This window comes from Acinetobacter sp. WU_MDCI_Abxd143 (genome assembly GCF_025514195.1).
GTDB lineage: Bacteria > Pseudomonadota > Gammaproteobacteria > Pseudomonadales > Moraxellaceae > Acinetobacter > Acinetobacter pittii_H.
In genome coordinates this window covers 135,488-147,686 of sequence record NZ_JAHPTH010000003.1, presented here as the reverse complement: position 1 = coordinate 147,686, position 12,199 = coordinate 135,488, and the positions used below count along the sequence as shown (strand labels likewise).

Here is a 12,199-nt window from a genome sequence, read left to right as displayed (position 1 = left end):
AATGAACTGGTGGTTAGAGTCTGTACAGCAGCCGAATTTGAATGCAAAACAACAAGCAGAGCAACATCAACTCCAACTCACCAAACCTACTGGTGCCTTAGGTGATTTAGAACTGATAGCAGTTAAACTTGCTAGTTTGCAATCAAATGCGCATCCACAAGTTAACTATCCATGGATTACAGTTTTTGCTGGCGACCATGGCGTAGTTGAAGAAAATATCTCTGCATATCCACAAGCCGTTACCCGTCAAATGCTACAAAACTTCACGACTGGTGGTGCAGCAATTAGTGTCATTGCCAAATATCATCAAGCTCATTTGCAGGTCATTGATTGCGGTACAGTTGGTGAAGCATATGAATATGCAGGGGTTGAACGTCATTGTATTCGTGCCGGCACAGCAAATTTTGCCAAACAAGCCGCAATGAATGCAGATGAATGTCGTGCTGCTTTAGAGTTAGGTAAAAACAGTGTAGACACGGCCAAATCTAAAGGTGCAGATATTTATATTGCGGGTGAAATGGGAATTGGAAATACCTGTTCTGCTTCTGCCTTAGCATGTCTTTTATTAAATGATACTGCCGAGCAATTAACTGGAGTTGGTACAGGAATTGGTGCCGATCAGTTAAGACATAAAATTGAAGTAATTGAAAAGGCAATTGAACTTCATCATAAACATGTTACTGGCGATGCGTTCAAAACACTGTGTGCAGTTGGTGGATTGGAAATTGCGGCAATTACAGGGGCTTATATCCGCTGTGCGCAGGTGGGCTTACCTATCATTGTGGATGGTTTTATTAGTTCGGTCGCTGCTTTATGCGCAGTGCGGATGAACCCTAAAGTACGTGATTGGATGCTTTTTGGGCATCAATCGGCAGAATATGGCCACCAACGTATTTTACAAGAACTCAATGCTGAGCCAATTTTAAAAATGAATTTACGTTTAGGTGAAGGTAGTGGAGCTGGCGCTGCTTTGGCATTAGTTAAAATGGCATGTGTATTACACAACCAAATGGCTACATTTGCCCAAGCTGCTGTAAGCGGGGATAAAATTGGGTAAATTTAGAATTGATTTACTCAGACATGGCGAAAGTCAATATAGCCATACTTTGCGTGGTCATTTAGATGATGAGTTAACAGCAAAAGGTTGGCAGCAAATGCAGTCAACCATTGAGCAAGTGGCTAATCAGCCATGGGATGTCATTATAAGTTCATCATTAAAGCGTTGTGCTTGTTTTGCTGAGGAACTTGCGAAGACAACTCAGCTGCCTTTACTTCTAAATCATGACTTAAAAGAAATGTATTTTGGTGATTGGGAAGGCGTCTCGACTCAGCAAATTTATGAAACCTCACCCGAATTACTTGCAAATTTTTGGCAAAAACCGAGCCAATATTGTCCACCTCGCGCAGAAACATTAAACCAGTTTCAAATAAGGGTTCTTAAAGGCTTTCAAGATTTGCTGAAGCATATGCAAAAGCAAAACCTACAGCATGCTTTAGTTGTTACTCATGGCGGTGTAATCAAGCTATTGGCTTGCTTAGCCAGACAACAGTCTTTAGACGATTTACTTAAAATGCCGGCAGAACTTGGGAAATTATATTCTCTTGAATTTTCTGAAACAGATGGTCAATTAACTTTTATATTGAGATAGTAGTTTTATATTTTTATACACTTGTAAGTTATTATTTTTAAAATGTTATTTTAGCCTGTGTAATAGAACTGTCATTGCTACTATCTAAGCTATTGGCATTTCTTATTAATCACACATCTAGCTTATGAATATTTTATTTAAAACGACTGTGCTCGCAGCATCATTATTACTCGTTGCGTGTAACGATAATGATGATCAAGGAGCTCAAACTGCACCATCCACAAACTCATCAAAATATTATCAAACGAAAACACCTTATCAACCTCAACAAGAAATAAAAAACTATGAACAAGCACCGAATGGATTCCAGCCAGTTTTTACAGAGCTAGTGGCGCGTCACGGTTCGAGAGGTTTATCAAGTCTGAAATATGATTTGGCACTTTATAATTTATGGAAACAGGCAAAATCAGAAAATGCCTTAACACCTTTAGGTGAGCAATTAGGTGCTGATTTAGAAGCCATGATGAAGGCAAATATCTTATTAGGTTATGGCGTGGAAGGGATCCGCCAGTATGGTTATGGAAACGAAACCATGACTGGTATTTTAGAACACCGCGGCATTGCCGATCGCTTATTACAGCGCTTACCAACTCTTTTAAACTCGCAAGCATCTATATTGGTACAAAGTTCTGGAGTGGATCGTGCGGTAGATAGTGCAAAATTCTTCACTGCTGAACTCATTAAACAACAACCGCAACTGAAAGATAAAATTGTTCCATTGTCTTATACCAATTTATCAAGTGAAAGCGTGCCGAGAGTTGAAGATGGCGGCGTTGATCGTTTCAAACTCTATTTTCATAGTTTGAATGCAGACGAAGACTTAGCTCAACCCCTGAGTGCTAGCCAACAAAAAATTTATGATGCTAGTCAGGCCTATCAAGATTTTGAAGAAAATAATAAAGATTTAGCACAAAAGTTAGATGAGTTATCGAAAAATACCGAGGCTGAAAAAACAGCTCAAACAGTGCTCAGCCCGATTTTTAAAGCAGACTTTATTAAAAAACTTGGTACAACAGGTTATATTTTTAGCAACACTGGATCTTTTACGGTCACTTCACCTAAAGGTGAGCAAATTACAGAAAAAGGTAAGGGCAAAAATACGATTGCTAGTGCAGTAGATGCAGCAGCTTATATTTATGAGCTCTATTCAATTTCGGGCGGCATGAAAGATGAGTTGAAAGGTATTAATTTTGATAAATATATGCCGTTAGATGCTGCAAAATTTTATGCTGAATTTAATGATGCGAATGATTTTTATGAAAAAGGTCCAAGTTTCACAGAGTCAAATCAAGTCACAAGTGAAATTGCCCAAGGACTCAAACAGGACTTGTTCCAACAAGTTGATGCGGTTGTAAATAAAACCCAACCATACAAAGCAGTTTTACGTTTTGCCCATGCTGAAATTATTATTCCTTTGGCAACCAGCCTAGATTTACATAATATGATGCAGCCTTTACCACTACGTCAGACTTATAATTATTCAACAAGCACATGGCGTGGTGAAGTAGTTTCACCTATGGCGGCAAATGTCCAATGGGATATTTACCAAAATAGCCAAGGCAATACTTTGGTAAAAATGTTTTATAACGAAAAAGAAACTTTGTTCAAATCTGCATGTAACTATGCACGTTATACACCAACCAGTTTTTACTACGACTACATCAAATTGAAACAGTGCTATCAAATGCAATAGATTTTCAGTTTTTGGAGTCTTTAATGGGAATAGGGATTGCTATTCCCATTTTTATTTATTCATAATCCAATTTGCTTTTAAATATAGGTCAGTTAGAGACTTGGATATGACACCTTTTTGGATTGCATTGCAATTTTTAACTGTTTTGCCTATTGAGCTAAAGACAATGCCGACGGCGCAACAAAATGGTCGAGCTATTTTGTTCTATCCGCTGGTTGGGCTGATTATTGGCGGCATTCTTTTTCTTATCTCGTGTCTTTTAGTTAAATTACCCGTTCTTTTGCTTGCAGCTATCATACTCACTTTATGGATTTGGCTAACAGGTGGGCTGCATTTAGATGGAGTAGCAGATACCGCGGATGCATGGGTAGGTGGTTTTGGAGACAAACTACGCACTTTGCAAATTATGAAGGATCCAAGTTGTGGTCCAATGGGAGTGCTAAGTTTAGTTATTATTTGTTTGCTCAAGTTTGTACTGATTTATGTGTTGATTGAACAGCATCAAACGTTATTTTTAGTCTTTGTCCCTGTACTTGGACGTGTTGTGCCGTCTATTTTGTTTTTAACCACACCATATGTCCGTGAAAAAGGTTTAGGCCGTTCGTTGACTGATCATTTACCCAAAACAGCCTCATGGATAATAGCTGGGTTAGTTCTGCTATTGGCTTTATATTGGGAATGGCAAGGACTTATTGCCATCATTAGTTTTTTAATCAGTCTTGTTTACTTAAGACATGTGTTTATAAAAAGAATTGGTGGTATTACAGGGGATACTGTCGGTGCAGCGATTGAGCTAAGTGAAACCGTGCTGCTTTTTGCTTTTGTTGTGAGTTATTTTTATTTAGTTTGATTTTGAATTTCACCCAAAAATAAAAAAGCCCTCAAGAATGAGAGCTTAATTTTCAATCTTAAAAAGATGAATTAGCGGTTTGGTAAAACTTCTTTTAAAGCTTCATGCATTTCAAGCAATGTCTTCTCGGTAGTTTCCCAGTCAATACAGCCATCAGTTACTGATTTACCATATTCTAAATCACAAAGATTTTCAGGAATATCTTGGCGACCACCTTTTAAGTGACTTTCAACCATAATACCGACGATTGACTTATTACCATCTGAAATTTGTTCAGTAATATTTTTAAGAACAAGCGGCTGTAAGTACGGGTCTTTATTTGAGTTAGCATGGCTCGCATCGATCATAATTTTGTTGCTAACTTTAGCTTTTGCTAAAGCATTTTCTGCTTCAGCAACGGAGCCTGCGTCATAGTTTGGTTTGCCGTTACCGCCACGTAATACAACGTGTGCATAAGGGTTACCACTGGTATTGATAATTGAAACTTGACCATCTTCGTTCAAGCCTAAGAAACTATGGCCATATTTAACAGACTGCATCGCATTGGTTGCAACAGTTAAACCACCATCTGTACCATTTTTAAAACCGACTGGTGAAGATAGACCAGAAGACATTTCACGGTGAGTTTGACTTTCGGTTGTACGTGCACCAATCGCAGACCATGAAATTAAGTCTTGATAGTACTGTGGTGAGTTAGGGTCAAGTGCTTCAGTTGCGCATGGTAAACCTTTTTCATTTAATTCAAGCAACAGCTTACGACCAATACGTAAACCTTTTTCGATGTTAAATGAGTCATTCATATCCGGGTCATTGATTAGACCTTTCCAACCAATTGTCGTACGTGGTTTTTCAAAATAAACACGCATAACTAGATATAGAGTATCTTTAACCTTTTCGCTTAGCGCTTTTAAACGATCAGCATATTCGTGAGCAGCTTTTGGATCATGAATAGAGCAAGGACCGATAACGACAAACAGACGCTTATCTGAACCATCTAAAATATTACGAATAGTTTCGCGGCCTTTTAGAACAGTTTGTGAAGCAACATCAGATAAAGGAAGTTCTGACTTAAGCTCATTTGGAGTTACAAGAGTTTGAATGCTTTTAATATTAACGTCGTCGATATCTGGCTTTGAAACGGAATTTAAATGTGTAGTCATTGCTGTCACTGGTTCGATCATACTAAAGGTTGTTTTGTGTACTGAATATACCATGAAATAATTATGAAAATACTACATCGCATGGTATTTCAGTTTGGAAAAATCCTATTGATTTTACTATCTTTCAGTCGAGTTGCCTGTTTTTTCGGCAACTACTGTTTGTTGTTGTATCACAGGTGCTTTCGGTTTTGCTTTGACTGGATGAACCATAAAGTTAACGCCGAGGGCAAATAGGGTAATCCCTAAAATTTTTCGGATTAAACGTTCAGGCATACGAGAGCTAATTAATGTGCCAATAATAATTGCCGGAATTGAACCTACCAATAACCACATAAGAAGAGTAAAGTCGACGTTACCAGCACTCATGTGTCCCAGGCCAGCCACTAAGGTAAGTAATACCGCATGTACGACATCCGATCCAATAATTCGGATCATTGGCAAGTTCGGGAACATGATGACGAGTGCCATGATGCCAAATGCACCCGCACCAACTGATGAAAGTGTTACGAATACACCTAAAATGATGCCCATAATCACGATAAAGCTACGTTTTTTATGGATTGCTAACTGCTCATTTTCAGTTTGGGTAACTTCTTTAGATCTGAATTTATTAAAGAATTTCTCAATACGCGTACGGAAAATGATGGAAACACCAGTTAAGGTCAGCATAAAACCTAACACCATGGTGAGTACAGCTTTATAGTGTGTTGACTGGCTTAAATAATGCTCAAGTACCCATGAAGTACCGAAAGATGCAGGAATACTACCTACAGCCAACCATAAAACAATTGGCCAGACAATATTGAGCTTTCTAGCGTGAACCATTGATCCACAAAATTTTGAGATTGCGGCATAAAGTAAATCGGTACCAATCGCGATATGTGGTTCAATTCTAAAAAGACTAATTAAAATTGGTGTCATTAATGATCCACCACCAACTCCTGTAATCCCTACACAGAAACCAACTAACATACCCGCTAAGATAAATTCAAAAGCACCAGACATCTTTATCGCCACATATCACGAAACGCAGATATCTTATTCCTTTTAGAGATAAACAGTTGTCATGAATAATGATTTACTTATGCAAAAAAAAGCTAAGCAACGAAAATTTTGCTTAGCTTGTACTATTTTTCATCATTTTTAAAGAAAATGATTATTTTGATGACTTTAATGGATTAACTAAAAGTATAAGAAGAAAAGTTAATGGCGTTGCAAAGATCCACCAACTGACAAAACCAATTGAAAATTTATAGTGGTGAATAAGAATAAATGCACATAAACCAAATAGCATGAATGCAGCTATTTTAAAGTGCCGGTAATATTTTTGAGCTAACGATTTGAAACGACCTGTTGATTTCGGCAATCGATATTTCTCGCTCGCCATAAATAGCAAATACATTCCTAATAAAATCAAGATGAAAGCTATAAGAATCATGAGCTCACCTCAGTATTTAGTTTGTTCAGTTTTTTTTGAATTTTTGCGACAGCTTTATGCTGAATAGGTTGAATTTTGCAGAATATAAAAATTGCTAATACGGCAAAGATCCACAAAAATACATCTACACGTGCAAAGGTCCAATAATCACTGAGGCTTTGGACATAATCATGTTTAAGTAAATAACTTAGATTTAAGATTGGAAGTGCAAGACACAGCATAATAAAAACGCTAAGTTGAGTCCGCCACAAATGCTGCTTTTTAGTGATCAATGCAATGATTAAGCTGATTAACCAAACTAAGAAAAAGCTATAAATTTCATAATTGATCGTGGTTGAAGTGACTGTAAACAATCGATTGGCGCTTAAATAGGCGACAGTTGCACAAGGTAATCCAACAAATACCGCAACATTTAAACGGTCAACTAAATAGTGCCCGAAATGAAACTTACTATTCTTATTTTGAATTTGACGTTTAAGACTCCAAAGTAACAAACCAGAGGCAATCATTACACAGCCTAAAATGCCTGAGAAAAAGAATCCTAAACGAAGTAAAGGCTGAGCAAATGTCGCCATATGTAGCCCATAGACACCCGCATTTAACGTTGCAATAGGACTATTATTACGTGTATCTGCCAAGACTTTGCCAGTTGAAGCATTTAATGTAATTTGAGGCTGATTTCGAGTAATGGTGCGGTCTTCTTTTTGAATAAATGTAATTTGAGCTTGATTGGTATTTGGATTTTTTACACTCATTATTGATAAAGGTTGGTTACCCCAACTTTGTTGAACTTGGTTTAATAACTTATCAATAGCTAAGTTTTGAGCAGGCTGAATCGATTGATTCTCAAGTCCAGTCTTTGTGCGAATCTCAGTAAAATACTGATAAGGGTTTTGGGGGTAAATCTTTTGCATTCCCCAAGGCAGATATAAATAAAAGAAGATAGCTAAGCCTGTAAACGTAATGGTTAAAAAGAAGGGTAGTGCAACCACTGAAGAAATATTATGAAAGTCTAACCATGAACGCTGAGACTTAAATGTACGTAAAGTAAAAAAGTCGGTGAATATTTTTTTATGGGTAATAATGCCTGAAATCAAAGCAATCAGCATAATAAATGCGGCAAGGCATACGACTAATCGCCCAACTATTATTGGAATTCCAAAAAGTTGATAATGGAAGCGGTAAAAAAAATCGCCGCCTAAGGTCGCCGAAAGTTGAAGCTCTTTTCCCGTGTTAGCATCAAGTGTGGCATTGCCATAACCGCCGTCAGCTTTTTCCCAATACATGGTGTTGACGGGACTTTCTGGTGTAGCCACAGTTAAATACCAAGATTTGGCATCTAGAGCGTTTTCTTGTAAATATTGATATGCTGTTTTAATAGCAATATCTTGCTTTACTTCATATTGGGCAAGTGCAGGCTGCATCCATAAATTAATTTCGTGGCGATAGTAGGACAAACTTCCCATTAAGAAAATGGCAAACACGAGCCATCCAAAAATTAAGCCAGTCCATGAGTGTAGCCATGCCATAGATTGACGTATACCTTTATGCATAACCCACCGTCCGTGTCACAATAAAGAAAAGGGCAAATAGAGCGATTGATAAAATGGTCAGTCGCAATAATGATTGAATGCAGAAACCAACAATTACAAAGACGACGTAAAATAAAATCGCTATAAATGCTGAAAGATAGATAGCCTCAGCTTTGTCCAGATTCAAAAGGAAAATTCCAGTGAGTCCAAGACTTAAATACGCCATACAGGCAAAGCCCATACCGAAAACTAGCAAAAATCGATAGAAAACTTTTATACGATATGACATAGGGAGATTTACAGTTTTGGACATCTTGACTGACACATACACAAAGAGTAATAAGTAAAGCCAATCCCTAAATTGGGATTGGCTACGATATTAATATTTAAACTTTACAGCAACTGTATAGTTGGCTGGAGCGCCATAGTAACCTTGGCCACCAGATAAGCCTGTCAAATATTTTTCATTTGTTAGATTGTTTCCATTCACTTGGAACAGTACATGTTCATTTAAATCATAACTGGCCATAACGTTAAGCAATGTATATGCATCTTGTTTTACAGTTGAGTAAGAGGTGTCATGTATATCATCTTGCCACTTAATGCTTGCACCAACTTTTAACTTTGGAATCTGTGGAACAGTATAAGATGCCAAAACGTTAAGCGTTTGAGTTGGAATATTAGGTCTGCCTCTTGCACCCGTTTCCATATTTTTTAGACTAAATGTTGAAAAACCAAAAACTAAATCTAAGTTATCAGTTAATTTTCCAGTTAATCCGACCTCAACACCTTGCGATCTAATCGTTCCGATTGGAGAGGAGTATTTGTTATAAAGCGGATCCCATAATGGGTTTAGTGCAAAATTATCTTCATCTGTTCTAAAGATGGCGATATTTCCTGTTAAAGCGCCATCTAACCAAGCGCTTTTTACACCAACTTCATAACTTTCGCCCTCTACTGGTACAGCCGTTTGTTTAGTAGAAAGATCGATAACAGTTTGTGGTCTAAAAATAGAGGTGTAACTCATATAACCTGTGTATTCAGGAGTAAAGTTATATGTAATACCTGCATATGGAGAAACTTTATTCTTTTTATATTCTAAAGTGTCGATTTCGGTGTAGTTGGCACCTAAGATGAATTTCAGATCCTCACCTAAATGAAGACGAGTCGCACCGTAAACGGACTTCATGATTCTTTCTTCTGGGTCAGCATAGGTAAAGTCTCCCCAAGTCGGTTCATCAGGTGTCCAGCTTGGTACGTCTGTGGTAATAACACCTAAACTACTGCCATACGAATAAACACTTTGAGCACTATATTTTGACCAGTTATAACCAATATTTGCTTCGTGTTGTTGCCCTAATAAATTAAAAGTACCTTGAATGTCTGCATTCGCAGTAGTTTCTTTAAATTTTTGATTATAAATCTCTGGTAGTAGTGAAATACCAGATGTATTGTCAGTAGCAGAAGGAAATCCATTGAGATAAAGCATTTTATCTTTAACATCTGATTTCTTAAGGTTATAGCCTAATCTTAACTTCCAGTCTCCCCATAATTTTTGTTCAATATTGGCGAAATAATTATCTATTTCCCAATCGTAGTATGTCCATGATGGTGCATAATTATAGTTACGAGAATAACTTAGTGGTTCACCTTTGGAGTTAACCAAGGGTAGAGCACCCCATTGAGAACCATTAGCGTATTGACGAGTTTTCGAATATCCTGCTGAAACATTTGTAGTGTCTGTAACGTCAGCTTCTAAAATTCCTTGAAATCCATTTTTTTCTTCTGAATAGCGGTCTAGATAAGAATCTCCTACTTTCTCATAACCTACAAGACGTCCTCGTACTCGTCCATCTTGTGTAAGAGAACCAGAGATATCCGCTTCATAACGTTGTGTATCCCATGAACCATAGCTCACCCCAGCATTTGCTTGAAATTCTTTGGTAGGACGTTTACGGATATAGTTAATTGTAGCACCAGGATCTCCTAGAGCATTTGTTAAGGCATCAGCACCTTTGACAATTTCAACACGATCATAGAAATAACTGTCTGCATCACTATTATTGTAGTTATAGCTGTCAACTTGAGGGATACCGATTCCATCAACCAAAATATTTGAAATATCAAAACCACGAGCCGTATAAGTTGTTCGGTTGGTTTCTAATCCGGTTACAGTTACACCTGGTGTATTACTTAAAATATCTCGGGTACTAGTAAGTCCAAAATCTTCAATTTGCTGACGAGTAACGACGTTAATGGTTTGAGGAGTTTCTTTAGCCTCAATATTAAGCTTGGTTGCGCTACTCGAGTTTTTAACATTATATGCTTTAGTTTGTTCAGAAGACTGCTCAGCATTTGATGCTTTAACTTGAATCGTCTGTAAAGCTTGTACCTCTGAGTCTTGAGCATAAGAGAGGTTCGCATAACAAATCGCGCAGGCGATTACGGTAAGCTTAAATGGTCGAGGTGGGATATTCATAAGATTAAAGATAATGTAAATAATTCTCATTTATTTTATTGTTTGTAAATGTAGGCTACAATTCAAATTGCATTGTTAATTTAGATTAAAAGATGGTGAATGAGTGTAATTTTAGATAGCTTGTGCTGTAGCTGCTCTTGGTAAGTACATATAGATCAAGTTCAAGATTAATAAACCTCTATGCTAGAATGCATTATTTCAAATTCTTGGGTAAATCACCTTGGCAAACCGAAAACTTAAAATAGGCATTGTAGTTGGGGAAGTTTCTGGAGATACGCTTGGTGTGAAACTTATACGTAGTTTTCGAGAACAGGGGATCGATGCCGAATTTGAGGGAATCGGTGGACCTCAAATGATTGCTGAAGGTTTTAATAGTTATTACCCGATGGAAACTCTGTCTGTGATGGGGATTGTTGAGGTCTTAAAAGACTTAAAAAAATTATTCGCCGTGCGGGATGGTCTAATTAACCAATGGACTCAAAATCCAGTTGATATTTTTATTGGTATTGATGCGCCAGACTTTAACCTCAGACTTTCGAAAAGTATCAAAGAAAAGAATCTTCCAATAAAAACTGTTCAATATGTGAGTCCTTCAGTTTGGGCGTGGCGCCAAGGGCGTGTTCATGGAATTAAGCAGAGCATAGATTTAGTACTTTGCTTATTTCCATTTGAAAAAGTTTTTTATGAACGATATGAAGTTCCAGCAGCATTTGTAGGCCATCCATTAGCTAAACAATTGCCACTTGAGAACCCACTTCAAATTGCCAAACAACAATTAGGCGTTGATGAAAATCAAAAACATATTGCTTTGTTGCCGGGTAGCCGCAAAGGTGAAGTAGAGCGACTCCTTCCTATGTTGTTGGGTGCTGCTAATATTTTGCATGGCAAACATCCTGACATTCAATTTTTAATTCCAGCAATTAATGATGCTCGTAAACAACAGATTGAGCAGGGTGTTGAACAATTAGCGCCTAATTTGAAAACTGTAATTCATATTTTAGAAAATACTGATAGTGAATCTAAAGTTGGCCGTATGGTCATGAATGCGAGTGACATTATCGCTTTAGCATCTGGAACGGCGACATTAGAAGCAATGCTCATGCATCGACCAATGGTCACTTTCTATAAATTGCATTGGTTAACTTACTTAATTGCTAAATTCTTGGTAAAAATTCCTTATTACTCTTTGCCTAATATTATTGCGGGTAAGAAAGTTATTGAGGAGCTGATTCAAGCTGATGCAACACCTGAAAATTTAGCAGCTGAAATAGAAAAATTGATGAATGTGGAAACTGCTCAAATTCAAGTAATGCAACATTTAACTATGCATAAACAGCTTATTTCTGGAAATACAGAAGATCCGGTTCAAGTCATCCTAAATGTGCTTGAAAAATAAAA

General features: G+C 37.4%; 11 protein-coding genes and 1 pseudogene. 6 read left to right on the top strand and 6 right to left on the bottom strand.

The genetic code is table 11. The features are described from left to right. The first annotated feature begins 1 nt into the window (after position 1). The 4 genes from cobT (at position 2) to KTI79_RS08710 (ending at position 4,192) form a co-directional block, all read left to right on the top strand. Positions 2–1,057 (top strand): nicotinate-nucleotide--dimethylbenzimidazole phosphoribosyltransferase, encoded by a 1,056-nt coding sequence (cobT, locus tag KTI79_RS08725; RefSeq protein ID WP_032055011.1) that lies wholly within the window; start codon positions 2–4, stop codon positions 1,055–1,057. After that, positions 1,050–1,649, top strand: coding sequence for a histidine phosphatase family protein (locus KTI79_RS08720; RefSeq protein WP_032055010.1), 600 nt, complete (start codon positions 1,050–1,052; stop codon positions 1,647–1,649). The genes cobT and KTI79_RS08720 overlap by 8 nt, the downstream gene beginning before the upstream one ends. A 124-nt stretch (positions 1,650–1,773) precedes the next feature. Beyond that, positions 1,774–3,342 carry a histidine-type phosphatase gene (locus KTI79_RS08715; protein ID WP_086375789.1) on the top strand — a complete coding sequence of 523 codons (1,569 nt, stop codon included), beginning with the start codon at positions 1,774–1,776 and terminating at the stop codon, positions 3,340–3,342. Positions 3,343–3,448: 106 nt separating this feature from the next. Continuing rightward, entirely contained in the window at positions 3,449–4,192 is a 744-nt protein-coding gene (locus KTI79_RS08710; RefSeq protein ID WP_032055007.1) for an adenosylcobinamide-GDP ribazoletransferase, read from the top strand. 71 nt (positions 4,193–4,263) lie between these two features. Here KTI79_RS08710 and KTI79_RS08705 read toward each other — a convergent pair whose 3' ends face one another. Together KTI79_RS08705 and KTI79_RS08700 are read right to left on the bottom strand one after the other, a co-directional pair. Beyond that, the gene (locus KTI79_RS08705; RefSeq protein WP_079284326.1) at positions 4,264–5,373 is read right to left on the bottom strand and encodes a 3-deoxy-7-phosphoheptulonate synthase; all 1,110 of its coding nucleotides are present in this window, start codon (positions 5,371–5,373) and stop codon (positions 4,264–4,266) included. 96 nt (positions 5,374–5,469) lie between these two features. Next, positions 5,470–6,357 (bottom strand): sulfite exporter TauE/SafE family protein, encoded by an 888-nt coding sequence (locus KTI79_RS08700; protein ID WP_032055005.1) that lies wholly within the window; start codon positions 6,355–6,357, stop codon positions 5,470–5,472. Positions 6,358–6,418: 61 nt separating this feature from the next. Between KTI79_RS08700 and KTI79_RS08695 the strand changes: the two are divergent. Continuing rightward, positions 6,419–6,534 (top strand): annotated as a pseudogene (locus KTI79_RS08695) (hypothetical protein). Here the strand turns inward: KTI79_RS08695 and KTI79_RS08690 are convergent. The 4 genes from KTI79_RS08690 to KTI79_RS08675 all read right to left on the bottom strand — a co-directional run bounded on the left by KTI79_RS08690 (position 6,509) and on the right by KTI79_RS08675 (position 10,801). Continuing rightward, positions 6,509–6,790: a hypothetical protein gene (locus tag KTI79_RS08690; RefSeq protein ID WP_032055004.1), complete on the bottom strand. Its 282-nt coding sequence runs from the start codon at positions 6,788–6,790 to the stop codon at positions 6,509–6,511. The pseudogene KTI79_RS08695 and the gene KTI79_RS08690 sit on opposite strands and share 26 nt — an antisense overlap. After that, positions 6,787–8,343 (bottom strand): PepSY-associated TM helix domain-containing protein, encoded by a 1,557-nt coding sequence (locus tag KTI79_RS08685; RefSeq protein WP_032055003.1) that lies wholly within the window; start codon positions 8,341–8,343, stop codon positions 6,787–6,789. Before KTI79_RS08685 ends, KTI79_RS08690 begins: the two co-directional genes overlap by 4 nt. Then, positions 8,336–8,635, bottom strand: a complete 300-nt coding sequence (locus tag KTI79_RS08680) for a hypothetical protein (RefSeq protein ID WP_032055002.1) — start codon at positions 8,633–8,635, stop codon at positions 8,336–8,338. Before KTI79_RS08680 ends, KTI79_RS08685 begins: the two co-directional genes overlap by 8 nt. Before the next feature lie 66 nt (positions 8,636–8,701). Next, positions 8,702–10,801, bottom strand: coding sequence for a TonB-dependent siderophore receptor (locus KTI79_RS08675; RefSeq protein WP_032055001.1), 2,100 nt, complete (start codon positions 10,799–10,801; stop codon positions 8,702–8,704). 220 nt (positions 10,802–11,021) lie between these two features. Here KTI79_RS08675 and lpxB point away from each other — a divergent pair, with 220 nt between their 5' ends. Continuing rightward, positions 11,022–12,197, top strand: coding sequence for a lipid-A-disaccharide synthase (gene lpxB / locus KTI79_RS08670; protein WP_032055000.1), 1,176 nt, complete (start codon positions 11,022–11,024; stop codon positions 12,195–12,197). Positions 12,198–12,199 lie beyond the last annotated feature (2 nt).